A 23,847-nucleotide genomic window follows, 5' to 3' on the forward strand; every position below is an offset into this window, starting at 1 on the left:
CCTAGGCGCTCGTGGCGCCGGCGCGATAGCCCACGCCGCGAACCGTCATCACAATGCGGGGGTTATCGGCGTCCAGTTCCACCTTGGAGCGCAGGCGCTGCACGTGTACGTTCACCAGCCGGGTATCGGCCTTATAGTGGTAGCCCCAGACCTGCTCCAGGAGCATTTCGCGGCTAAATACCTGCTGCGGCTTGGTGGCGAGGGCGAGCAGCAGATCAAATTCCAGGGGCGTGAGGTTGATGCGCTCGGATCCGCGGCGCACCTCGTGACCGGCCACGTCCAGCACCAGGTCGCCGATGGCCAGTTCGTCCTGGGCATCCTCGGCGGCGGGGCGCAGGCGCGTGCGCACGCGGGCCACCAGTTCCTTGGGGTTAAACGGCTTAATGATGTAGTCATCGGCCCCGGATTCCAGGCCCTTCACCACATCGGAGGTATCGGATTTGGCGGTGAGCATGATGATCGGGACGCCGGATTCCAGGCGCAGCTGGCGGCATACCTCGATCCCGTCCATGCCCGGAAGCATCAGATCCAGCAGCACCAGGTCGGGCTTATGTTCGCGAAACGCGCCCACGGCGGCGGCGCCGTCCGCGCAAAACTCGGGCTCAAAGCCCTCGGTGCGCAGGACGATTCCGATCATCTCGGCCAGCGCCGTGTCGTCATCTACCACCAGGATGCGTGGGTTCATCGATCTCGTTCTCGTTCCTTGCCGCGTGCCCCTTCCGAGTGAAACGCGGAAGCACAGTTCCATCCAGACTATCGGACGCGCCCGCATCCGCACGTATTAAGTATTTCTTGTCGTCGCTCACCGCGGATTTTGGGCCGATATGACACGATGGAGCCAGGAGTTTTCCACCAATTAGAGGAGTCACCCGGTGAGCGATCAAAATACCGACCCGCTGGGCGCGCCCCAGCAGGGGGATCCGGGTTTGTCTTCACCCGCCTCGGATCTGCCCTCCTGGGCCGCCCCCACCGATCGTCCCACCGTGACTCCCGGCGGCTATCCCGCCCCCGGTATGCCCGCGGGTGGCGGCGGCTATCCCGCCCCCGGCGGCTATCCCACCCCGGGTGCCCAGCCCGGCGGCGGTTATCCCCCGCCCGCGGGCCCCGGCGCCTGGCAGGCAGCCCCCAAGCCCGGGCTGATCCCGCTGCGTCCCCTGTCCTTTGGCTCCTTTGTGGGCGCCCCGTTCCAGGTGCTCAGCCGCAATCCGCGCGCCACGTTTGGCAGCGCGCTGATCCTGCAGGGCGGCATCTCCGTGATCTCGGTGCTGATCATCGGGGTCGTAACCGCGCTGGTACTGGGCCGCATCGATTCCGCCACGAGCACCGATCTGGACGCCGTCTCGGCCGGCGGCATGGCCGCGATCCTGCTCTCCGCGCTGATTCCCCTGCTCCTGCAGGTCGTGAGTTCCTCGTTCCTGCAGGGTGTCATGATCAGCGAGGTCTCCCGCGGCACGCTGGGCGAAAAGCGCCGGATGTCCGAGCTCTGGAAGGCCGTGTGGCCGCGCCTGGGTTGGCTGCTGCTCTTTGTGCTGTTCCAGGCGATCGGAATGGCCGTGCTGGGTCTGTTCTCGGGCCTCGCAATCGCGTTTATTCTGTGGTCCACCGATGGCAATACCGCCGTCACCGTGCTCACCATAATCCTGACCGTCCTGGTGCTCTTTGTGCTGATCTCCTGGCTGGTGGTGAAAACCTCGCTGGTTCCCAGCGTGATTGTGCTGGAAAAGCGCGGGGCCGTGGCGGCCATCGCGCGCTCCTGGCGGCTGACCAATGGCTATTTCTGGAAGACGCTGGGCATCCAGCTGCTGATCGGCGTGATCGTCTCGGTCGCCTCGAATGTGGTGCTCACGCCCGTCACGCTCTTTAGCTCGTTCCTGCCGTTCCTCCTGGATCCCACCTCCGCAACGGCCACCACCGAACTGGGCACCTCGTTTATTGTCTCCACGATCATCACCGGCGTGATTTCGCTGCTGGTTGGCTCGATTGCGATGGTCATTCAGTCCTCCGCCACCGCCCTGATCTATATCGATCTGCGGATGCGTAAGGAGGGCCTGGATATCGATCTGCTGCGCTTTGTGGAGGACCGCCAGGCCGGCCGCACCGATATGGCCGACCCCTTCGAGACCGTGCGTCCCGAGACCTCCGCCTCGGCCCGCGCCTACCGCTCCGCGGGTCCCGGCCAGGGCTATCCGGGCCAGGGCTATCCGCCGGCCCCGGGCTACCCCGGACAGGGTTATCCGGGCCAGCCCGGCTACCCCGGACAGGGCGGCTATCCGGCACCGGGAGGCTATCCCGGACAGAACGCTTACCCCGGATCGCCGCAGGCCGCCCCCGGCTATGGCGCGCCCGCCCAGCCCGGCGCGAGCGGCCCCTATGGCCAGCGCAGCCCCTATGGACAGCCCGGCCCCGAGCAGGCTCCCCCGGCCCCGCCGCGGGAGGATGCGTGATTCCGGCGCCGCCGCGCGCCATCCCGGTGACCCCCGACGGGCCCGAGGCCCACGAGTGGATCCTGCGCGAACTCTCCAAGCCGGAATATGCCGCCGCGCGGCCCACCCTGTGGGACCGCGCGGTCACCGCGTTCCTGGACTGGATCGGCCGGCTCTTCACGCCCGGGAAGGCGCTGCCCACCGACTGGCTGCCCGTGATCCTGCTGCTGGTCATCGTGGCGGGCATCGTGGTGGCCATCATCATCTGGGGCCGCCCGCGGGCCCGCGCCCGGGTCCGCGCCGCGGGCAATATTCTCTTTGGCGAGACGGATCGCCGCAGCGCGGCCCAGATTCGTCGCGCCGCCGCGGCGGCGGCCGCGGCCGGAGACTATAGCCTCGCGGTGATCGAGCGCTTCCGCGCCCTCGCGCGCGGCCTCGCCGAACGCACCATCATCGTGCTGGATCCCGGCTCGACCGCCCGCGAGGCCACCACCCGGGCCTCGGCCGCATTCCCCGCGCACGCCGCCGCCCTGGCCCGCTCCGCCGCGCTCTTCGACGCGGTGCGCTATCTGGACGGCTCCGCGAGCACCGCGGACTGGGAGTTTCTGAGCGAATTGGATCACACCCTGGAGAACACCACCCCGATCCTGCACGCTCCCGAGGGGATGGTTCCGGCGTGAGTACTCCCCCCGTACCCGAGGGCCGCCGCGCCCGCCGCGCAGCCCGCGAGGCCGCGCGCGGATTTGCCGCACCCGCCGCGTTTTCCGCCGCCCCCACCGCGGTGGCCCCCGACCCGGACACCCCGCCCGGACCGGACTCCAGCACCCCCACGGTGCGCGCGGCCCTGCGCCGCACCGCGTTCTGGATCATCGTGGTCCTCGGCGGCCTGCTGGTGATCGCCGCGACCCTCTCGCTGACCCGCCCGGATGCCTCCCGCGGCACCCGGCTGGGCGCCGAGGATTCCAGCCCGGGCGGCTCACGCGCCGTGGTGCAGGTCCTGCGCGATCGCGGTGTGGACGTGCAGATCGCCACCGATTATGACGCCGCCCGCGAATTGCTCGCGCGCGGCGGCAGCACCCTGCTACTCGCCGATGAAAACCGCTATCTGAACGCCGAACGCGTGGAGCGCCTCCTGGGCGAGGCCGACCGCTCGGTGCTGGTGGAGCCGGGCTTTTTAGTATTGGATGCGCTCTTCCCGGGCGTCACGATGGCCGGGACCCTGGGCGAGCAGACAGCCTCCGCGTGCACGCGTGCCACCTCAATCTCGGGGGGCAATGCCTATCGCGGCACGCCCGCGGATACCGGCTGCTTTGGTGACCCGGATACGGGCTATCTCCTGCTAACGCCCGCGGGCGGGCGCACGGCCCTGCTCGGGGCCTCCGCGATCCTGCAAAACGAGAGCATCGCGGACCACGAAAACGCCGCCTTTGCCCTGGGCCTGCTGGGCTCCACCCCGCGCCTCGTCTGGTATCAGCCCACCACGGCCGATCTGGAGGTCACCGGCGGCGCCGGGGTCTCCGCGGCGGAGGCCACCCCGGTCTGGCTCACGTCGGTCCTGGGGTTGATCCTCCTGACCGCGCTCGGCGCAATGGCCTGGCGCGGCCGCCGCTTTGGCGCGCTCGTGGCCGAGGACCTGCCCGTGATTGTGCCGGCCGCCGAGACCATGCGCGGCCGGGCCCGGCTCTATCAATCGCTCGGTGCCCGCGAGCGGGCCCTGGATGCGCTGCGCATCGGCACTATCGACCGTATCGCCTCGGCCCTGGGCCTGCCCCGGCATGCCACGGTGACCGAGGTCAGTGCCGCCGCGGCCGACCGCCTGGGCCGGCCCCGCGCCGAGGTCCACGCCATCCTCTTTGACACCCTGCCCCGGGGGGAGCGCGACCTCATGGCCGGCTCCGCCGCGCTCTCGGCACTGGAGGCAGCCATTAACGCCTCGGTGCAGATTGCCCCGCCCCGCCCACTACCCCGCCATCGATCGGAAGTTGACAGCTATGACCATGACCCCCGCCGAGAGTATCGAGCGCGATAACCGCCTGCGCGGCACGCTCGCCCAGGTCCGCACCGAGGTTGGCAAGTCCGTGGTAGGACAGGACGCGGCCGTGACCGGCCTGATCATCGCCCTGCTCGCCCGCGGCCACGTGCTGCTGGAGGGTGTGCCCGGTGTGGCCAAGACCCTGCTGGTGCGCACGCTGAGCGAGGCGCTCTCCCTGGATACCAAGCGTGTGCAGTTCACGCCCGATCTGATGCCCGGCGATGTCACCGGTTCGCTCGTCTACGATGCCAAGGCCGGGGATTTTGAGTTCCGCCGCGGCCCGGTTTTTACCAATATTTTGCTCGCGGATGAGATCAACCGCACACCCCCGAAGACCCAGTCGGCTCTGCTGGAGGCCATGGAGGAGCGCCAGGTGTCGGTGGACGGCGTCTCGCTGCCGCTGCCCAGCCCGTTCCTCGTGGCCGCCACGATGAACCCGATCGAATATGAGGGCACCTATACCCTGCCCGAGGCCCAGCTGGACCGCTTCCTGCTGAAGCTTGTCCTCGACCTGCCCGAGCGCGGGGCCGAGGTGGAGGTGCTGCGCCGCCATGCCGCGGGCTTTAACCCGCGCGATCTCTCGGGGGCCGGCGTGAGTGCCGTGCTCAGCGCCGAGGACCTCACGGCCGCCCAGGACGCCGCCGCGGCGATCGGAATCGGCGATGACGTGCTCACCTATATCGTGGATCTGGCCCGCGCCACCCGAATGAGCCCCTCCGTGCGGATGGGCGTGAGCCCCCGCGGAAGCACCGCGCTGCTGGCCAGCGCGAAGGCCTGGGCCTGGCTCAGCGGCTATTCCTCGGTCACCCCCGATCATGTTCAGGCGATGGTGCTTCCCGTGTGGCGGCACCGCCTGCAGCTGCGCCCCGAGGCGGAGCTGGAGGGCGTGGGCTCGGACACCATCCTGCGCTCGATCATGCAGCAGGTACAGGTGCCCATCTAAATGGTCATCAGCGGAGTATTTGTGATCCTGCTGGGGTTCGGGGTGATCCCGGTGATCCTCGGCGGGGAGGCCGGGCTATCCCCCGGCCTGATTCTCCTGGCCTGGATCCTGCTCTGCCTGGCCCTGCTGGCGCTGGATATCGCGCTCGCGGGTTCGCCGCGTGCGCTCCGGCTCGTGCGCTCGGGTACCGAGCGCACGCGGCTAGGCGTGCCCGCCGAGGCCCGGGTCTATCTCACCAATACCGGTTCCCGCCGCGTCTCGGCAATCATCCGCGATGCCTGGCAACCCTCCGCCGGCGCGCAGAGTTCCCGCAGCCGACTGGACATTCCCGCGGGTGAGCGCCGCCTACTGAGCACAATCCTGGTGCCCACGCGGCGCGGGGAGCGCCGCTCCGAATCGCTCACGGTGCGCTCGCTGGGCCCGCTGCGCCTCGGCGCACGCCAGGCCACGCTGCTCAGCCGCGGAACGCTGCGGGTCTTGCCGCCGTTCAACTCCCGCAAGCACCTGCCCTCCCGGCTCGCCCGATTGCGCGAGCTGGACGGCGCCACGAGCCTGATGGTGCGCGGCCAGGGCACCGAGTTTGATTCGCTGCGCGATTACGTGCGCGGAGATGATGTGCGCTCGATCGACTGGCGCGCGAGTGCCCGCCGGCAGGGCCCGCAGGCCAATAGCGGCGAACACCTCGTGGTACGCACGTGGCGTCCCGAGCGGGACCGCCGGGTGATCATCGTGATCGATACGGGCCGCACCTCGGCCGCGCGCGTGGGCGATGAGCCGCGCCTGGATACGGCATTTGAATCGGCGCTGCTGCTCGCGGCGCTGGCCACCCGCGCGGGCGACCGCGTGGATCTGATCTGTTTTGATCGCCGCGTGCGCGGCCGCGTACAGGGGGCCACGGGCGCCGATCTGCTGGCCAAGATGGTTGATACGATGGCCGATATCGAGCCTGAAATCCTGGAGACCGACTGGACCGAGATCCCGGCGCAGGTGCGCGCGGTGACCACCCAGCGCTCGCTTGTGGTGATCCTGACCGCTGCCGATAGCCCGGGCTCAAGCGCGGGACTAATCGCCGCGCTCCCCGAGCTCACCGAACGCCACCTCGTGGTGGTGGCCTCGGTCTCCGATCCCGAGGCCCTCGAGGCACGCACCCTGCGCGAGGACCGCGAGCAGGTCTATGAGGCCGCGGCCGCTGAGCGCGCGCTCGTGGACGCGAGCCGCGTCTCGGCGGCGCTGCGCCAGGTGCGGGCGGATGCCATTTCGGCCTCCCCCGAGGCGCTGCCCCCGCTGCTGGCCGATCATTATCTGGCGCTGAAGGCGGCGGGCCGGCTCTAGCCCACCCCCACACGCAGAAGGGCCCCTCCGCCGCGGCGGAGGGGCCCTTCTATTGGTATGACCTAGCGGGTGGCCAGGGCGGTCGCGAGGCGTCCGCCGATGCCCTCGTCCACGTTCATCCAGTACTGGATGGCGCGGGCGCGGATCTCGTCGTCCTGCACGGCACCCACGTGACCCACGAGGGTCTCCACGAGGCGATCACGCTGGGCGTCGTCCATGACCTCGCGCACGAGGGTTCCGGCCTGACCGAAGTCATCGTCCTCGGCGTGCAGGGTCACGGCGGCGCGGCTCATCTCGCCGTCGTTCTCCCAGCCGCGCTCGTTGATGGCCTGGCTCGGGTCTCCCGCGGCACCGCCGCGCGAGTTGGGCGCGTAGACCGGGGTCTCGGCGGAGTTAAACGTATAGCGTGCGGCGCCGTCCTTGGAATAGGAGTGCACCTCGTTTTTCGGGGCGTTCACCGGCAGCTGCGCGTGGTTCGTACCCACGCGGTAGCGGTGTGCATCGGCATAGGAGAAGATGCGCGCGAGCAGCATGCGGTCGGGGCTGGCGCCGATTCCGGGCACGAAGTTCGAGGGGGCAAACGTGGCCGACTCGATCTGCGCGAAATAGTTCTCCGGGTTGCGGTTGAGCTGCATCTGGCCCACCTCGATCAGCGGGTAATCGGCCTTGGGCCATACCTTGGTGAGGTCAAACGGGTTGAAGCGATAGGACTTGGCGTCCTCATAGCTCATGACCTGGACCGAGAGGGTCCAGCTCGGGAACTCCTCGCGCTCGATGGCCGAGTGCAGGTCGCGGATCATATAGTCGGCATCGTGGCCGGCGATCTCATCGGCCTGGGCACCGGTCAGCGAGGCATTGCCCTGGTTGGTGCGGAAGTGGTACTTCACCCAGAAGCGCTCGCCGGCGGCGTTGATCCACTGGTAGGTATGCGAGCCGAAGCCGTCCATGTGCCGCCAGTTGGCGGGGATTCCGCGGTCACCCATGAGCCAGGTGACCTGGTGGGCGCTCTCCGGGGACAGGGTCCAGAAGTCCCACTGCATGTCGTTATCGCGCAGGTGGCTGCCGGGCAGACGCTTCTGCGAGTGGATGAAATCGGGGAATTTAATGCCATCGCGGATGAAGAACACCGGGGTGTTATTTCCGACGAGGTCGTAATTTCCCTCCTCGGTATAGAACTTCAGCGCAAAACCGCGGGGGTCGCGCCAGGTATCGGGGCTTCCCTGCTCACCGGCGACGGTCGAGAAGCGGGCGAGCATCTCGGTGGTCTTGCCGGGCTGGAACAGCGCCGCCTTGGTATAGGCCGAGACGTCGTGGGTGGTGGTGAAGGTACCAAATGCGCCGCCACCCTTGGCGTGCACCACGCGCTCCGGGACACGCTCGCGGTTGAACTGGGCGAGCTTCTCGACCAGGTAGTGATCGTGCAGCGGAATCGCGCCGTCAACACCGATGGCCAGCGAGTGCGAGTCGGCGGTGACCGGCGCACCGGAGTTGGTGGTCGTGGTGGGAATATTTGCGGGGACACCCGTCATGGTGAGCTCTCCTTAGTGTGAAACGGAAGGTATGAGGTCCTGCGTTTGGCGCGCGGTTCAGGGCGCGGGGATGGCTGCGTTATGCCCCGCCGTCGCGGCCTGACACTCGGGGCAGATGCCCCAGAATGTGACCTCGGCGGTATGCACGGCGTAGCCCGCGGTATTGCTGGGCACCAGGCACGGGGCCTGGCCAACCACACAGTCCACATCGGCGATCTCGCCGCAGCGGGAACAGACAACGTGGTGGTGGTTATCGTCCACGCGGCGCTCATACCGGGCCGGGGACCCGGCCGGTTCGATGCGCCGCACCAGGCCCGCGTCGGTCAGGGCGGACAACACCCCGTAGACCGCCTGCACCGAGGTATCCGGCAGCGTGCGGGCCACGGTGGCAAAGACCGTTCCGGCGTCGACATGGGACCGATCACCCAGCGCGCGCAAGACCTCAAGCCGCGGCGCCGTGAGGCGCAGGCCGGCGCCACGAATGGCGTCGGAGAGCATCTCATCGGTGGTGGTCATGCCCCCACCCTAACACCCTTATTTTGAATAATTCAAAAATAGGCGGAAATTAACCGTTCCGTTGCCGCCCGTTGTCCCCGGGGAGGATTATGGCTCCAGGCCGGCCAGAAACTCCGTGGGTGTTTCGCCCTGCACGCGGCGAAACGCGGCACTAAACGCGCTCGGCGTGGAATAGCCGGCGAGCCGCGCCGCCTCGGCCACGGGCACCCCCGAACCCAGCAGCAGCAGGGCCGCGCGGATTCGCACCAGCAGTCGCCAGCGCGCAAAATTCAGCCCCAGCTCGGCATTAAACGCCCGGGTCATCGTGCGCTCGCTGACCCCGTATTCGCGCGCCCAGGATTCCAGCGAACGGTCATCCGCGGGATCGGCGAGCACCCGATCGGCCAGGTCCCGAATCCGCGGATCCTGCGGATGCGGTACCGCAAAGGTGCCGGGGGTAACCGCGAGCGTCAGATCCATGATGACCCGCTGCGCGCGCAGGCGCCGCTCCGCGGGCATCGGCGTCTCGGCCAGGTGCAGCAGCAGCTCGCGCTGCACGGCGCCCACGCTCACCAGCGTCACGGCGGAAAACAGATCCGCCTGCCCGGCCACAAAATAGGTGCTCCCAAACCGCGCCCCCCGACCGGTGATGCCCAGATGGGTGGTGCCCGCCGGAATCCAGAGCCCATAGCCGCGAAGCAGCGCCCAGGTCTGGCCCGCCACGGAGACGCTCACGGGGCCGTCCTGGGCCCAGATCAGCAGGTGTTCGGCGTGCACATGCGGCCGCCAATCGCGGCGCGTGGGCGCGTCGAGGATGCGGGTGGTCAGCAGGAACGGCTCCGGCACATGCGCGGGATGAATCTCAGTTTCCGCGGGATGCGCGGCGGGGGCGGTACTCATGGCGCAGCTTTCACGGGAGGACAAAACCGGGTTGGGGGTATCCCCAAATTATAGGCCGTCGTCCCCGGGAGTGGCGGGGGGATGCAGCAGCGCGCGACGCTCCCGATTCAGCGCGCGCAGGCGCTCCTGAGCGCGCGGCCCCCAGAGCCAGATCAGCACCACGCACAGCATCAAGCCGAGCACCGCGCGCAGCGCTGAGAGATCGGCCGGCAGCAGCAGGCCCAGCAGCCATACGGTCAGGAAAATAATCGCGGGCAGGGCGAGGAGGATAACCGCAACCGCGAGGCGATTGCGCCAGAGAGCCCGCCGCGAAGCGGCGTCCGCCGGTATTTCCCGCATCGGGCCTCCCGCTATCCGGCGTAGATGCGGCGCGCGCCCGCATCCTGCTCGTTCAGGTCTCCCGTGGCGCCGAGGCGCGTGGCGCGGCGTCCGATCACGATCATATAAAACAGGAATGCCGCGAGCACCGCCGCGCCAATGCCAATTTTGACCGCCCAGGGCAGGGAGGAGCCCGTCACAAATCCCTCCACCAGTCCGGAGATAAACAGCACAATCACCAGGCCCAGGGCCACCGTGATCAGCGCCCGGCCGTCCTCGGCGAGCGCCGCCGCGCGCGTGCGTGTGCCCGGGGCCACCCAGGCCCAGAAGATGCGCAGGCCCGCGGCCGCGGCCACAAAAATGGCGGTAAGTTCGAGCATTCCGTGCGGGGCGATATAGAGGAAAAACTCGCCGCCGCGGTCGAAGCTGTGCATGATCGCGAAGGACTGACCGAGGCCCTGCGCGTTCTGCGCAATGACATAGGGCACCCAGATGCCCGTGATGCCAAAGGCCACACACTGCGCGGCGATCCAGGCGTTATTGGTCCAGACCTGGCCGGCGAAGGAGGCCGAGGCGTGCTCGGAATAATAATTCACAAAATCGTGGTCGGCGAATTGCCGCAGCTCTGATTCGCTGCCGAGGTTATGCAGCAGCTGGGGATCGTTAATCAGCCAGATGGCCCAGGCGGCGGCGATCGCCACGGTGGCCAGCGCCACCGCGAGGGTGAGCCAGCGCAGCCGATAGAGCGCGGCGGGCAGCTGGAGCACAAAAAACTCACCCAGCTGCGTCCACACATTGGCGCCGGGCGAGGTGAAGCGCAGCCGGGCACGCGAGAGCAATACGCTCAGGCGTTCACCATCCACGGTGGAACCGGCCGTGGCCTGGAGCACCGACAGATCGCTCGCTGCCGACTGATAGCGGGCAATGAGTTCATCCGCCTCGGCACCACTGAGCGCCCGTTTTGAGGAGAGCTGCTCAAGGCGGGTCCATTCTTTTTCGTGCGCGGCACGATACGCGTCAAGATCCATCTGATTAGATAATAGACATGACCGCGACCTTTTCGCCCATCACCGACCCGATAATCGATCAGAATGAGCTGATTACGGGTGAGGCCGTGGCGCTCAGCGTCCGCCCGGCGAGCTTTCTCCTGCGCGCGGCCGGCACCATCATCGACGTGCTGGTGTCGATTCTGGTGATCATCGGCCTGTTCTGGTTTCTGGGCCGGATCGCGATGTCGATTAATATCGACGAGCCCACGGGCACCGCGCTGTCCATCATCATCGTGGTCTTTGGCCTGGTGATTCTGCCCTCCACCGTGGAGATCCTCACCCGCGGCCGCTCGCTGGGCAAGCTCGCGGTGGGCGTGCGCATCGTCCGCGATGACGGCGGGGCCATCCAGTATCGCCACGCACTCACCCGCGCCCTCGTGGGCGTGCTGGAGCTGTATATGACCCTGGGGGGTCTCGCCGCGATCGTGGGGCTGCTCAGCGACCGCTCCAAGCGCCTGGGCGATATGGTGGCGGGCACCTATAGCCAGCACGAGCGGGTTCCGCATGTGCGCCGGATGGTGCGGCCCCTGCCGCCCCAGCTCGCCGGCTGGGCCACGGTGGCCGATGTGGCGCGCATGCCCGAGCCCCTGGAGCGGCGCATCTCGCAGTTCCTGGCCCAGGCGGATCGTTTTACCCCCGAGTCGCGCCAGCGCCTGGCCACCGAGCTCGCGGGCGAGGCGGCCGCCTATACCTCCCCCATTCCGCCCGTGCACCCCGAGACGCTGCTGGTCGCGATTGCCGCGATCCGCCGCGACCGCGATGCGCGCTCCCTGGACGCCCAGGCCCGCCGCCTGGCCGCGGTCGGTCCCGCGCTCACCGGCAATCCGCACGGCTTCTCCCGCTATTAGGCCCCTGCCATACTGGGCGGATGGCACAGTTTAAGATTTTTGGCCTGGATCGGGCGCTGATCCCGCGCCGCGAGGCCCTCTCGGACGCCCTGCACGGGGCCGCGATGGCGGCGCTGGGCCTGCCCGAGACCAAGCGCTTCCACCGGTTTTTTCCGATGCAGCGCGAGAATCTGATTATCCCCGCTGATCGCGGCGAGGACTATACGATCATCGAGGTCTCGCTTTTTGCCGGGCGCACCCGGGAAACCAAGACGCTGCTCATGGGCGAGATCTTCCGCCGCTTCGAGACGGAACTGGGCATCGCCCCCGGGGATGTGGAGATCACCCTCACCGAGACCCCGCGCGAAAACTGGGGTATTCGCGGGCTGCCCGGCGATGAGCTGGACCTGCCCTATCGGGTGGAGCGCTAGCCCCCAGCAAAAACGCCCGTCCCGCCCCGAGGGGAGGAACGGGCGTTGATGGCCCGGGGCTAGTAGCGGTAGTGCTCGGGCTTAAACGGCCCGTCCACGCTCACACCGATATAGGCGGCCTGCTCGGGGCTCAGGCGGGTGAGCTCCACACCGAGGGCGTCCAGGTGCAGGCGCGCCACCTTCTCGTCGAGGTGCTTGGGCAGCGTATAGACGCCCACGGGATACTCGGACAGGCGCGTGTGCAGCTCGATCTGCGCCAGCACCTGGTTGGCGAAGGAGTTGCTCATCACAAACGACGGGTGCCCCGTGGCGTTGCCGAGGTTCATCAGGCGACCCTCGGAGAGCACGAGCACGCTGCGGCCATTGGGCAGCGCCCACTCGTGCACCTGCGGCTTGATCTCGATGCGCGTGGCACCCTCGATCTTTTCCAGGCCGGCCATGTCGATCTCGTTATCGAAGTGTCCCACGTTGGAGACAATCGCGTTGTGCTTCATCGCGAGGATGTGCTCGGGACGGATCACGTTGAAGTTTCCGGTGGTGGTCACGAAGATATCCACCTTCTCCACCACGGACTCCACGCGGGCCACCTGGAAGCCATCCATCGCGGCCTGAAGGGCGCAGATCGGGTCAACCTCGGAGACGATCACGCGGGCACCCTGGCCGCGCAGCGCCTCGGCGGCACCCTTACCCACATCGCCATAACCCACCACAAAGGCCACCTTGCCGCCGATGAGCACATCGGTGGCGCGGTTGAGGCCATCGGGCAGCGAGTGCCGGATGCCATAGCGGTTATCAAATTTGCTCTTGGTGACCGAGTCGTTCACGTTGATCGCGGGGAACAGCAGCTTGCCGTCGCGCTCCAGCTCATAGAGGCGGTGCACACCCGTGGTGGTCTCCTCGGTCACGCCCTGCAGCTCGGCGGCGATGCGGGTCCAGCGGTCGCCGCTCTCGGCGAGCGAGCCGCGCAGCAGCTCCAGGACAACACCGTATTCGTGGCTATCGGCCTCGGTGGTCGCGGGCACGGCACCGGCGAGCTCAAAATCGCGGCCATTGTGCACGAGCATCGTGGCGTCTCCGCCGTCGTCGAGGATCAGGTTCGGGCCGATCCAGTCGGCACCCGCGGCGGCGGCCTCGGCCGACCAGTCGAAGATGCGGCTGGTGCACCACCAGTATTCCTCAAGCGTTTCGCCCTTCCAGGCGAATACGGGGATACCGGTGGGGTTTTCCGGGGTGCCGTGGGGGCCCACGGCCACGGCGGCGGCGGCCTCGTTCTGGGTGGAGAAAATATTACAGCTTGCCCAGCGCACCTGGGCGCCCAGCGCGGTGAGGGTTTCGATAAGCACGGCGGTCTGCACGGTCATGTGCAGCGAGCCGGCGATCCGGGCACCGGCGAGGGGCTGGCTGGCGCCAAATTCCTCGCGCAGGCTCATCAGGCCGGGCATCTCGTTTTCGGCGAGACGCAGCTGGTGCCGCCCCGCCTCCGCGAGCGAGAGATCCGCCACGCGGAAGGGGAGGGCGGTGGTGAGTTCGGGACTAAGAGTCATGGTCCCTATTCTCGCAGATGCCCGCGGGATGTTACGGGCGGGGTGTGGGAGCCTCGTCCCCGGCCCGCCCGGGGGCGGTGGCCCGCCAGCCGCGGATGCCGCGGGACAGGCAGATTCCCCCCGCAAGCACCAGCACGATGCCCGTGACGATGCTCATCGCCTCGGTCTCCCCGGAGGCGAGGATCCAGCCCGCGCGGACGATAAAAATCGCCCCGAAGGCCATAAAGATGAGGTATTTAATCCGCATGATTTCCCTAGGCGCGAATCAGCGCAAGCGCCTCATCGCGCAGGCGCTCCATGATGGCCGGGGTTGCGGCCTCCACGTTCAGGCGCAGCAGCGGTTCGGTATTGGACGGGCGCACGCTAAACCACCAGAACTCGTCCTCGGGCAGGCCGGTTCCGGTCACGGTCAGGCCGTCAAACTCGTCAAACTCGGCACGATCGGCAAAGGCCTCCACGATGCGGGTATAGGCCTCGGGAACGTTGGCCACGGTGGAGTTGATCTCTCCCGAGGCGGCATAGGGGTCAAAGCGCTCGGCCAGACCGGAGAGCGTGCCCGGCTGCGAGCCGAGTTCCGCGAGCACATGCATCGCGGCCAGCATGCCGTTATCGGCTCCCCAGAACTCGCGGAAATAATAGTGCGCGGAGTGCTCGCCGCCGAAAACCGCACCCGTGCGGCGCATCTCGTCCTTAATCAGCGAGTGACCCACGCGCGTGCGCACCGGGATCGCTCCCACGGCCTCGATGGTCTCGGCCACGATGCGGGAGGTGATCAGGTTATGCAGCACATAAATATCTTCGTCCGGGTGGGTGAGGCGCTCGCGGGCCACCTCGCGCTCGGCCACAATCGCGGCCACGGCGGAGGGCGATACCGGCTCGCCGCGCTCGTCGATCACAAAGCAGCGATCGGCATCGCCGTCAAAGGCCAGCCCCAGATCGGCGCCGTGCTTGATGACGGCCGCCTGCAGGTCCACCAGGTTTTTGGGGTCCAGCGGGTTCGCCTCGTGATTGGGGAACGTTCCGTCCAGCTCAAAATACAGGGGAATGATCTCAAACGGCAGCGCCGCGAGCCCCGCGGCGGTGCCCAGCACGGCCGGGACGGTGAGCCCACCCATGCCGTTTCCGGCGTCCACCACGATGCGCAGCGGGCGCGAACCGGAGAGGTCCACGAGGGTGCGCAGATATTCGGCATATTCGGCGAGCACATCGCGCTCCCCCACGGTGCCCGGGGTGGCCACCTCGGTGATGCCCGAGTCCAGATAGCCGATTGCGCGATCGCGCACCGCTGACAGGCCGGTATCGATGCTCATCGCCTGCGCCCCGGCGCGGGACATCTTGATGCCGTTATAGGCAGCGGGGTTATGGCTTGCGGTAAACATCGCGGCGGGGGCACCCAGCGCACCCGAGGCGTAATAGCTCTCATCGGTTGAGCACAGCCCGATCGAAATAACATTCGCGCCGCGGGCAGCGGCGCCGCGCGCAAAGGCAGCGGCAAACTCGGGCGAGGAATCGCGCATATCGTGCCCCACGATCAGGTCGCCCCCGGCGGCCCCCACCTCATCGGCGAAGCCGGCACCGAGTGCCGCCACCACCTCGGCGGTGAGCTGACTGCCCACGAGCCCGCGGACGTCATAGGCCTTTACGATGGCGCGGAGGGCGTCTCCTGCTGCGGTGTTATTCATTTGATCAAGCCTATCTCACGGGATAATTTCTCGGGCGGGAACGGTCAGTGCCGGCGCGTGGAGGGCACCGAGCTGATCAGCTGCCAGCCGCGCGGCACGGTCTGCCGCGCCGCGTGATACGCGCAGATGTCATAGCAGTGCGGCCGTTTTTCGGCGCCCAGCGGACCGATTACGGCCATCGAATCCGTGTAATCGTAGGTCAGGGTATGCGCCGCCTCGCGGCCGCACCCCATTTTGGAGCAGTAGCGTTCACTCATTTCGTAGTTCAGGATAGCCCGTGCCGCCCGGACGCGCGGTGACAGTGCCTAGAATGGAGCCATGCCTGCTCACCCCCGCTCGTCCCGCACCGATCCGCGCCGGGCCGTGCGCCACGACCGCCACGGTCGCTCCGGGCGCAGCTCCGTGACCGGCCCGCACCTGCCGCCGCTGCGCGGAAGGATCGATTTTTTTGACCTGATCGTGGGCAGCACCGCCGATTTCCTGCGCGGCATGTGGCCCGATGAGCTCCAGGATGTGAGCTTCGAGATCGGCGGAATGCCGCTGGGCGAGCCCGCGGCCGGGGGAATCCGGCGCTGGGATACGCTGCAAAACGAGCGTCGAATCATCCTTTATCGGGTGCCGATTCAGCGCCTCGCGCGCCTGCATGTCAACGATGAGATCCACCGCCAGATGTATATCGAGAGCTGCGTATTCCGCGCCACCGCCGAATACCTGGACCGCGATCCCTGGGATCTTGGCCCGGAACGGTTCCGCTTCCTCTAGGCCGACGCCCCGGGCGCATGCGCGGGCGGCGGGTTCATGACACACTGAGGTATCCCGTTTTTTCCGAGATCCTCGGTGCGCCCATCCGGCGGCCCCGCAGCGAACCGGACCCACGAACCCCCGGCCCGGGGTTCCCCTCCGCCGCACGCCCGCCCGGGCTGTGCCTGCCGCGAAAGGCGTCCCGTGACCGCGTCATCCCTCAGCCCCACCCCCGTCCTGAACATCGAGGAGGTCTCGCTGATCCGCGGCGGCCGGGCCCTGCTGGATCGGGTGAGCCTGCGCGTGAATCCGGGCGAGCGCTGGGCCGTGATCGGGGCCAATGGTGCGGGTAAAAGCACGCTGTTGAGCCTATGCGGGGCGGTGGTTCACCCCTCCCGCGGCGAGGTATCGGTGCTCGGGCGGAGGCTGGGTCGCGTGGATATCCGCGAGCTGCGTGCCCTGATCGGCCACGTAAATCCCCGCCATCCGCTGCACAGCCGGCTGCGGATCGAGGATGTGATTCTCACCGGGCTGACCGGCACCGTGGAGCGCATGCTGCGCTGGGAGCCCAGCGCGGGGCAGCGCGTCCGCGCGCGCGAGCTCGCGGCGCTGCTGGGCCTGGAATCCAAGCTTGATGCCACGTGGGACACGCTGTCCCAGGGTGAACGCGGGCGCACGCTGATCGCCCGCGCCCTGGTGACCGAGCCCGCGCTCCTGCTCCTGGACGAGCCGTCCACGGGGCTGGACGTGGCCGCGCGCGAGCGCCTCCTCGCCACGCTGGATGTGCTGGTGGAGGATAATCCCCTGCTCGCGACGCTCCTGGTGACCCATCACCTCGAGGAGCTGCCGCGCAGCACCACGCACGCGCTCCTGGTCCGCGATGGGATCTTCACGTCCGCGGGCCCGGTGCAGGAGGTCCTCACGAGTGAGCGCGTGAGCGAGTGCTTTGACTATCCGATCCGCATCGCACAGCATAATGGCCGCTGGGTGGCCCAGGCACTCTAGCGCGGATAGACCGTCACGGTGCTTGCCCCCGGATTCGCGGGCTGCACGGCAAAGGCCGAGAAGATGCCCTCGCCGGTATAGCTCACGGAGGCAGCGATATCGGCGGTTCCGGACAGGTGATAGCCGGCGCCGGGGGCCACCGCGGTGGTGGCGGCACCACCCGCGGGCACCGAGACGATCACGGTATCGCGGCCCTCGGATTCCAGGCGCACATCGGTATTGGAGGTGCCGAGGTTGGCCAGGTGCAGCACCGGGTTCGCCCCCTCGGCCACGGCCAGGCGTGCGGTGGGTCCCACGGGCAGCGAGGACGGGAACCAGGCAAAATCGGCCCCCGAGGTATCGGTCACGCGCACGCTGGATACCGTGGGCTGATCGCTGGTGATCTTCACGTCGAAGCTTCCGCCGGGCAGATTGGCCAGGAAGATCTCGTGCACAATTCCGGGCTCAACACCCTCGGCGGTGAGTGGCAGCGGGGTATCCCCCTCGCCCTCGTTCACAAAGGAAATGGTGAGGTTGGCGGGCTCGGTGCCGGGCACCAGCAGGCGCAGCGCGGTCGCGCGGTCGTCATAGTGGTCATCGGATTCCAGCGGGGCGGGCTCGCCCGGGATGGTCACACCCACGATGTTCTGTTCCAGTGCGGGGGGCGCGGAGAATCCGGCCACCTCCACCCCGGAGGGGGTCAGCCCGCGCACCGAGGAGTGCTGGAGCGAGGCAAATACGTGGCCGCCCGCGGTCTGCACGTGCACGATGGGCTTTTCCACATTCGGCGCGAGGCTCGCGAGCGAGACCACCTTCTGCTCCCCCGCGCGCACGATGATGCCGCCGGCGCCCGGTGCGTCCACGGCGCCGGCCTCGCCGATGATATCCAGCGTCACGGTGGCATCGGCCTTCCCGGGATTGCTCAGCAGGACCAGGGAGGTGCGGCCCACGGCGGTGCTTCCGGCCACGAGCCAACCATCGGCCCCGGGCTCGGCGCACGCGCTCGCGGCAAAGCCCGAGAGATCGGGCAGGCCCGCGGCCTGGGACTGCGCGGCGGCCAGCAGCGGCACGGTGGAGCCGGTTGCGGGCAGCGAATAGGCGCCGGGGGCACCAAACTCGGGTGTGGAGTTATCCGGGGTGGTCAGGGCGGTCAGCGCGGGATCGGTATCGCCGGTCACGGCCACGGCCGGGGTGCCAAAGGCCGCGGCGGATCCCCCCACGGAGGCGGGCTGCAGGAGCGGGCCCGCGCATACCCGGCTCTGATCGGCGGCCAGCGGGTTAATCTCCACGCTCGGCGCCTGGGCGCGCACCTCGGGGAGGTCCACGCGACCGAGGGTCAGGGCCAGCAGGCCGGCGATGCCCACCCCGGCCACACCCGCGAGGATGCGTCCGGAGATTACGGCGACACTCTTGGAACTGGGCATTAGATCCGGTCCTTCCCGGTGGCGGGGTCCGCGGCGTCATTACCGGTGGTGGGGGTGGGGTTTTCCGCGGCGGGCTCCGGGGTTTCGGGCGCGGGCTCCGCACTCTCCGGTGCGGCGGGGGTGTCCTCCCGCGTCAGGATGCGGGCATCCTCCTCGCGCTCGGCTGTATGAGCGTCCTCGGCCACGAGGGCCTCCTCCGCGGCGTCCACGATTGCGGCGTCCTCCAGCATGGCCTCGGCCAGCTCGGGTTCCTCGGGGGCCAGCGTCTTGGCCTCAATCTCGGCCTCCACGGCCGCCACGGCCTGGGCCTCGGCCATCCGCTCGGCGCGCAGCCGGGCGCGGCGACCCTGCCCGGGCTCGCGACCGGAACGGCGCGCGCGCCTCCCGGTGGCGGCGGGCTGGGCGAGCCTGCCGATCGTGCGCGGGGAGGACTCCGCCACGCGGCGGGAGGCAGCGGTGGGTAGCGACATCAGCAGGGCCACCAGGAAAATCACCCCGGTGAGGATGCCCACCACGGGCGTGGCCCAGGAGGTGGGCACGGGTGCCGGCGCGGGAATCTCGCCGTCAAAACGCCAGAGCGTTCCCTGATCGGTGGGGCCAACCCGGCCCAGTGCGCCCTCGCTATCCAGCGCGGAGGCGGCGCGGGCCAGCGTATTCTCGGCGCCCGCCGCATCCGCGGCGTCCAGGCCCGAGGCGGCCGGGGCCAGCAGCACAAACCGCACACCCAGATCGGCGAGGTGGCCCTGGATATCCAGGCCGCTCGCGGAGATCAGGTTGCCCGAGAGCTCGGCGATGCGCAGATCCTCGGGGGTCTCGGTGAGCCGCGTGGAGACCTGGGTTGAGCGCGAGTCGAGGGTGGTTCCCGAGCCGCGCACGATGGTCGCGGAGATCGCATCGCTGCCCTCGGGGCGAATCACGAGCGTGCCCTGGCGCGGGTCGGTGGCCGCGGTCGCGGTGACATAGGCGGGAAGGGTGCGTCCATCGCTCGCGTGGATCGGGGTCTTGCCCGCGGGGAAGGCCACGATCAGCGGGGCGGCCACGAGGGCCACGGTGGCTCCCACCACAATCGCCGGGATCAGCCCCACCCGGCGCATCGCGTCCAGGCCCACCACGGAGGAGCCCACGAGTCCCAGCCAGTACAGGCTCAGCGCGGGGCCGGCCCAGATCGGCAGGGCCGTGGGTCCGCTCAGCGTCACGAGGATCTGCCCCGCGGCCACGGCCGAGACCAGGCCCAGCGCGGCCACGCCCAGCAGGGTCGCGGAGCGCAGCGATCCGCGCAGGAAGAGAGCGGAGAATGCCAGCAGGGCCAGGGGTGCAAGCAGCACGGGCAGCAGCCAGTCGGCGGCCACGCCGCCGATGCCCAGCGAGGAGGTCAGCTCGGGCCAGACGGTCCCGGTATAGGAGGGCAGACCCAGCGCGATGCGCCAGCCCTGCGTCGAGGCGGCACCGGCAATCGCGGCGCCGGGATCGGCGAGCAGGCCCCACCAGTTTCCGGCGCGCACACCCTGCTGCCAGATCAGCGGGGCAAAGAGGGTCAACGTGGGGATCAGGAGCCAGATCACGCGCGCCAGATGACGCCAATTGGTGACCAGCAGCACGATCCAGAGCACGGCCACCGCGCCGATCAGCGAGGGTGCGCTTGCCAGAATGCCGGCCAGCAGGATCGAGGCCACCGCCGTGGCACCCCAGGAACGGCCCAGGACCGCCACCGTATAAAACAGCCACGGCAGCAGCAGGTGCACGATAATCGCGGCGGGCTCACCCGCGGCGAGCGAGATCAGCAGGCTCGGCGAGAGCGCCCAGAGGGCACCCGCGAATAGCCGATAGCCGGAGCGCTCGGTGAGCCGGGTGGCGGCAAACCAGCCGCCGAGGGCCGCGAGCGGCAGGGCCAAAATATAGAGGAATACCAGCGCCGAGGACGGGTTCCAGAACGTCAGCGTTCCCAGCACCGCGAGCACCGAGGCAAACGGATCGGCGGCACCGAGGAATCCGAGGCCCAGCTCGCGCCAGCCAAATCCGGTATTACCCCAGAGCTGCGCGACCGAGTCGGAGAGGGGCAGCAGCGCCCCGCCCGCCACGGCACGCGCATCGATCATGCCAAAGAAGAGAATGAGCGAGACCACGAGCGCGCCGGATACCAGCCACCCGCCGCCCCCGCCGATGAAGTTGAGGTCCTCGCGGTGTACCACCACGGGTGCCGCCCCGGCCTCGCGCCGCAGCCGGCTGCGGCGGATCACCTCGGATTGTGGGATCCGCAGCTCGCTCAGCGCACCCCAGCCGACGTGTTTGCTCGCGGCAAGAACCCTCCGCGAACGACGCACACGGCCCGGGGAAAAGGCCACGCGCAGGGCGGCACCCACCTCCGGGGCGATAACCTCGGGCTGCTTGGAGATCAGGCGCCAGACCGCACGGAACAGGGCGATGGGCAGCAGGCTCAGCCAGTGCAGCCAGAGCACGGAGACCCGGGCATAGGTGAGGCGGCGATGCAGCTGCCCAGAGCGGGCGAGGCCCGCCTGGCGGCGCAGGACCGCTCCCTTTCGCGAGCGCGAGGGCCCCACGATGCCATCGCCGGCCCAGCGCACGCGCGCCTGACCCTCGACGGAGACACGATGCCCGGCCAGGCGCGATCGCACCGAGAGGTCCAGCCCGTCATCGGCGCGATCGAGCGCGGGATCAAATCCGGAGATTTCCTCCCAGGCCCCGCGCCGGATCAGGAGTGCCGCGGCGGGAACGCCCAGCACATCGGTCACGGTATCGTGCTGGCCCTGATCGAGTTCGTTTTCCACGAGGGAGACGGTCGCGCCGAGGCGCGTCATCGACTCCCCGAAGGAGATGATGGTTTGTCCGAGGTCCCAGTCCACCAGTTTTGGGCCGACGATGGCCACCGAGGGAGAGAGTTCCAGCGCGCCGACCAGCCGGGCGAGGGCCTCGGGCTCGGGGGCGGTGTCCTGCGCGAGCAGCCAATAGGCCTCGCGGGTGGGGTCTTCCGCGGGGCCGGCCGCGCTCGCGCGCAGTCCCGCGGCCACGGCCTGCCCAAACGGCAGCACCTCGCGCAGCGCCACCACCTGGTCCACAACGGAGGCGGTGAGCAGCTCCAGAACGGGCGTGGGAGAGGCCATCGCGACCGCAATAATATGGTCGGGACGGCGGGTCTGGGCGGCCAGCGCGGCGAGCGTTACCCGTAAATGGGCAGCATCGCGGGCGCCGTCTTGGACGACGATGATGGCGGTAACACGAGGAGACATTGGTCCCAGACTATGTTGCGGGGGGCCATTGTGCCCCCGATGAGGGCGGCGTGCCCCGAAATTAGGCGCGCCCGGGAATGCGGGTGGGGCCGGCCATAATCGCTACCGACCCCCAAAGACCTAGCCCGCGCGCTTTTTCAACTTGCGGCGTTCGCGCTCGGAGAGTCCACCCCAGATGCCAAAACGTTCATCGTTTTTGAGCGCATATTCCAGGCATTGTGACCGGACCTCGCAGGACGTGCAGATGCGCTTGGCATCCCGCGTGGAGCCGCCCTTTTCCGGAAAAAATGCCTCGGGGTCCGTCTGAGCGCAGAGAGAATCGGCCTGCCAGGCGAGCGGATTCTCCTCCTCCGTCTGACGAACACCCGGAACCCCCAACTGGACCGGATCTACGAACCAGTCGTCGGGAACCCCTTGTCGATAATCCAACGTCATATCGACCCCCTTCCCCAATGTATTACGGTGTATTCGGTAGAAGCACCTACATAATTACACCCGTGTAGTTAGGGCTACGTCAAGTCGCAGATCGTAAACCCTCAAGATTCAGTAGAGAGTTCACGACGCGCCGGAACGTCAATATTAATCGCAAAAGGGTGTTTAGCCCGCGATGGTCGCGACCCAAAGCTCGCCGTGACCGGCGATTCCTACCGGGTTTTCCCGCGGGGTAAGGTAGCAAATCCCCCCTCGATCGAGGGTCAGATTCTCACAGGAGTTCCCCAGGTGCGACACGCCCGATAGCTGCAAGAAAATGGCCGGTCCCGGGGCCTCAAAGCTTCCCACGACGGCCGGATCCAGGCGTAATAGTGCGAAATTTGCCTCCGCCGGCCGATAGGCCAACACCCCGGGCGCCTCTTCCCGCGCGGGCAGATACGGCGCGGGGCCGGTGCCGAAGTTCAGGACGCCCAGCAGTTCGGCGACGTCGATGTGCTTGGGTGTGATCCCGCCGCGTAAGACGTTATCGCTGGCCGTCATCAGTTCCAGGCCGAGGCCCTCCAAATAGGCGTGCACGTTTCCGGCGTCTAGAAAGAGGGATTCGCCGCGGGCCAGCGTCACCCGGTTCAGATAGAGCGCCACCAGGATGCCCGGATCCCCCGGATAGCGTGTGGCCAGGCGCTGCACGGTATCCGAGATCCGCAGATCGGGCGCGGCCTGCGCGGCCGCGCTCAGGGCCGCCACCGCCGCGCCTCGCTCACCCGAGAGCGCGGCCACAATCTCGCCGCGCAGCAGCTCGCTCTCGCCGGTTCCGGCCGAGGCCAGGCGCGCGCGCAGCGCGCCCAGCGCCGCGCGGTCCTCCCCCGAAAGCTCGGCCGAGAGTAGGTCGTCCAGGTCGGCGAGGATCCCGGGAAACGGCCGGAACCCGGACAGGGCCTCAAAACCATCCTCGAGCGCAACGATCAGCTCGGGTTTCGGATAGGGGTCACGATAATTGCGCGCGGGATCATCCAGCGCGATCCCCGCGGCGTTTTCGCGCTCAAAACCCTCGCGCGCGCCCGCGGCATCGGGATGCGCCTGAATCGAGAGCGGTTCACCCGCGGCCAGGATCTTAAAGAGAAAGGGAAGGTGTGCCTCGTCCAGGCCCGCGGCGGCGGGATCGGCGGCGATCCAACGATCCAACGTGCCGTGGGCGGCCGCCGCCTCGGGGGCGAGGATGCGCGCCGGGGATCCGGCATGCGCCCCCATCCAGAGCTCGGCCTCGCGCGCCCCGGTGAGTGGGAGCCCGAGCAGGGCCGAGACGGCATCCCGCGCGCCCCACGCATAATCGCGGGGAGTGTTTTCCAGCTCTATAAACACAAAAATCCTCTTTCACAAACCGTTATGAACACCATACAAGCGTGTGCCAAAACTTCCGGGAGCGTATTGCCGGATCGGCCAATGATCTTTCCTCTCCCGCCGCGCAACCCTAGGCTGGCCGCATCGGCGGTGCCCTCCCGGGGGTCCGCCCCCACAG

23 protein-coding genes are annotated in these 23,847 nt (G+C 68.3%); 9 read left to right on the forward strand and 14 right to left on the reverse strand.

Annotation, left to right across the window (positions count from 1 at the left end; all coding sequences use genetic code 11):
- Position 1 precedes the first annotated feature (1 nt).
- On the reverse strand, positions 2-685 hold the full coding sequence (gene mtrA / locus KXZ72_RS06590; protein ID WP_226083147.1) for an MtrAB system response regulator MtrA: 684 nt from the start codon (positions 683-685) through the stop codon (positions 2-4).
- A 187-nt stretch (positions 686-872) separates the two neighbouring features.
- Here mtrA and KXZ72_RS06595 point away from each other — a divergent pair, with 187 nt between their 5' ends.
- Genes KXZ72_RS06595 through KXZ72_RS06615 form a run of 5 tightly spaced genes read left to right on the forward strand, consistent with a single transcriptional unit; the run spans position 873 to position 6,730 of the window.
- Positions 873-2,444 carry a hypothetical protein gene (locus tag KXZ72_RS06595; RefSeq protein WP_226083149.1) on the forward strand — a complete coding sequence of 524 codons (1,572 nt, stop codon included), beginning with the start codon at positions 873-875 and terminating at the stop codon, positions 2,442-2,444.
- Positions 2,441-3,103: a DUF4129 domain-containing protein gene (locus KXZ72_RS06600; RefSeq protein ID WP_226083155.1), complete on the forward strand. Its 663-nt coding sequence runs from the start codon at positions 2,441-2,443 to the stop codon at positions 3,101-3,103. The genes KXZ72_RS06595 and KXZ72_RS06600 overlap by 4 nt, the downstream gene beginning before the upstream one ends.
- Complete coding sequence (locus KXZ72_RS06605) at positions 3,100-4,452, forward strand: DUF4350 domain-containing protein (RefSeq protein ID WP_226083157.1); 1,353 nt, start codon at positions 3,100-3,102, stop codon at positions 4,450-4,452. Before KXZ72_RS06600 ends, KXZ72_RS06605 begins: the two co-directional genes overlap by 4 nt.
- Positions 4,421-5,398, forward strand: coding sequence for an AAA family ATPase (locus tag KXZ72_RS06610; protein ID WP_226083465.1), 978 nt, complete (start codon positions 4,421-4,423; stop codon positions 5,396-5,398). The genes KXZ72_RS06605 and KXZ72_RS06610 overlap by 32 nt, the downstream gene beginning before the upstream one ends.
- Positions 5,399-6,730 (forward strand): DUF58 domain-containing protein, encoded by a 1,332-nt coding sequence (locus KXZ72_RS06615; RefSeq protein ID WP_226083159.1) that lies wholly within the window; start codon positions 5,399-5,401, stop codon positions 6,728-6,730.
- Positions 6,731-6,792: 62 nt separating this feature from the next.
- On the opposite strand, the gene KXZ72_RS06620 is transcribed toward KXZ72_RS06615, so the two are convergent.
- The 5 genes from KXZ72_RS06620 to KXZ72_RS06640 form a co-directional block, all read right to left on the reverse strand.
- On the reverse strand, positions 6,793-8,259 hold the full coding sequence (locus tag KXZ72_RS06620) for a catalase (protein WP_226083161.1): 1,467 nt from the start codon (positions 8,257-8,259) through the stop codon (positions 6,793-6,795).
- Positions 8,260-8,316: 57 nt separating this feature from the next.
- Positions 8,317-8,775 (reverse strand): Fur family transcriptional regulator, encoded by a 459-nt coding sequence (locus KXZ72_RS06625; RefSeq protein ID WP_226083163.1) that lies wholly within the window; start codon positions 8,773-8,775, stop codon positions 8,317-8,319.
- Between the two features lie 87 nt (positions 8,776-8,862).
- Positions 8,863-9,654 (reverse strand): helix-turn-helix domain-containing protein, encoded by a 792-nt coding sequence (locus tag KXZ72_RS06630; RefSeq protein ID WP_226083165.1) that lies wholly within the window; start codon positions 9,652-9,654, stop codon positions 8,863-8,865.
- A gap of 48 nt (positions 9,655-9,702) precedes the next feature.
- On the reverse strand, positions 9,703-9,993 hold the full coding sequence (locus KXZ72_RS06635; RefSeq protein WP_226083166.1) for a hypothetical protein: 291 nt from the start codon (positions 9,991-9,993) through the stop codon (positions 9,703-9,705).
- An 11-nt stretch (positions 9,994-10,004) separates the two neighbouring features.
- Positions 10,005-11,000: a stage II sporulation protein M gene (locus KXZ72_RS06640; RefSeq protein ID WP_226083168.1), complete on the reverse strand. Its 996-nt coding sequence runs from the start codon at positions 10,998-11,000 to the stop codon at positions 10,005-10,007.
- A gap of 17 nt (positions 11,001-11,017) precedes the next feature.
- Between KXZ72_RS06640 and KXZ72_RS06645 the strand changes: the two genes are divergently transcribed.
- A complete protein-coding gene (locus tag KXZ72_RS06645) occupies positions 11,018-11,869 on the forward strand; it encodes an RDD family protein (RefSeq protein ID WP_226083169.1) in 852 nt (283 codons plus the stop codon).
- Between the two features lie 20 nt (positions 11,870-11,889).
- Positions 11,890-12,279 (forward strand): tautomerase family protein, encoded by a 390-nt coding sequence (locus KXZ72_RS06650; protein ID WP_226083171.1) that lies wholly within the window; start codon positions 11,890-11,892, stop codon positions 12,277-12,279.
- 59 nt (positions 12,280-12,338) lie between these two features.
- On the opposite strand, the gene ahcY is transcribed toward KXZ72_RS06650, so the two are convergent.
- Genes ahcY through KXZ72_RS06670 form a run of 4 tightly spaced genes read right to left on the reverse strand, consistent with a single transcriptional unit; the run spans position 12,339 to position 15,762 of the window.
- The gene (ahcY, locus tag KXZ72_RS06655; RefSeq protein WP_226083173.1) at positions 12,339-13,823 is read right to left on the reverse strand and encodes an adenosylhomocysteinase; all 1,485 of its coding nucleotides are present in this window, start codon (positions 13,821-13,823) and stop codon (positions 12,339-12,341) included.
- Between the two features lie 31 nt (positions 13,824-13,854).
- Complete coding sequence (locus tag KXZ72_RS06660) at positions 13,855-14,070, reverse strand: hypothetical protein (protein WP_226083175.1); 216 nt, start codon at positions 14,068-14,070, stop codon at positions 13,855-13,857.
- 7 nt (positions 14,071-14,077) lie between these two features.
- Positions 14,078-15,505: a phosphomannomutase/phosphoglucomutase gene (locus KXZ72_RS06665; protein ID WP_226083176.1), complete on the reverse strand. Its 1,428-nt coding sequence runs from the start codon at positions 15,503-15,505 to the stop codon at positions 14,078-14,080.
- Between the two features lie 44 nt (positions 15,506-15,549).
- Positions 15,550-15,762: a DUF3499 family protein gene (locus tag KXZ72_RS06670; protein ID WP_226083178.1), complete on the reverse strand. Its 213-nt coding sequence runs from the start codon at positions 15,760-15,762 to the stop codon at positions 15,550-15,552.
- A gap of 61 nt (positions 15,763-15,823) precedes the next feature.
- Between KXZ72_RS06670 and KXZ72_RS06675 the strand changes: the two genes are divergently transcribed.
- Positions 15,824-16,267 (forward strand): metallopeptidase family protein, encoded by a 444-nt coding sequence (locus KXZ72_RS06675; RefSeq protein WP_226083180.1) that lies wholly within the window; start codon positions 15,824-15,826, stop codon positions 16,265-16,267.
- A 183-nt stretch (positions 16,268-16,450) separates the two neighbouring features.
- Positions 16,451-17,251 (forward strand): ABC transporter ATP-binding protein, encoded by an 801-nt coding sequence (locus tag KXZ72_RS06680; RefSeq protein ID WP_226083181.1) that lies wholly within the window; start codon positions 16,451-16,453, stop codon positions 17,249-17,251.
- On the opposite strand, the gene KXZ72_RS06685 is transcribed toward KXZ72_RS06680, so the two are convergent.
- The 4 genes from KXZ72_RS06685 to manA all read right to left on the reverse strand — a co-directional run bounded on the left by KXZ72_RS06685 (position 17,248) and on the right by manA (position 23,690).
- Entirely contained in the window at positions 17,248-18,654 is a 1,407-nt protein-coding gene (locus tag KXZ72_RS06685) for a DUF5719 family protein (protein ID WP_226083183.1), read from the reverse strand. The genes KXZ72_RS06680 and KXZ72_RS06685 overlap by 4 nt on opposite strands.
- Positions 18,654-21,899 carry a glycosyltransferase gene (locus KXZ72_RS06690; protein ID WP_226083184.1) on the reverse strand — a complete coding sequence of 1,082 codons (3,246 nt, stop codon included), beginning with the start codon at positions 21,897-21,899 and terminating at the stop codon, positions 18,654-18,656. The genes KXZ72_RS06685 and KXZ72_RS06690 overlap by 1 nt, the downstream gene beginning before the upstream one ends.
- Positions 21,900-22,019: 120 nt before the next feature.
- On the reverse strand, positions 22,020-22,334 hold the full coding sequence (locus KXZ72_RS06695) for a WhiB family transcriptional regulator (RefSeq protein WP_226083186.1): 315 nt from the start codon (positions 22,332-22,334) through the stop codon (positions 22,020-22,022).
- A gap of 162 nt (positions 22,335-22,496) precedes the next feature.
- Positions 22,497-23,690 carry a mannose-6-phosphate isomerase, class I gene (gene manA / locus KXZ72_RS06700; RefSeq protein WP_226083187.1) on the reverse strand — a complete coding sequence of 398 codons (1,194 nt, stop codon included), beginning with the start codon at positions 23,688-23,690 and terminating at the stop codon, positions 22,497-22,499.
- Positions 23,691-23,847: the final 157 nt, after the last annotated feature.

The organism is Mycetocola spongiae, assembly GCF_020424085.1.
Classification (GTDB): domain Bacteria; phylum Actinomycetota; class Actinomycetes; order Actinomycetales; family Microbacteriaceae; genus Mycetocola; species Mycetocola spongiae.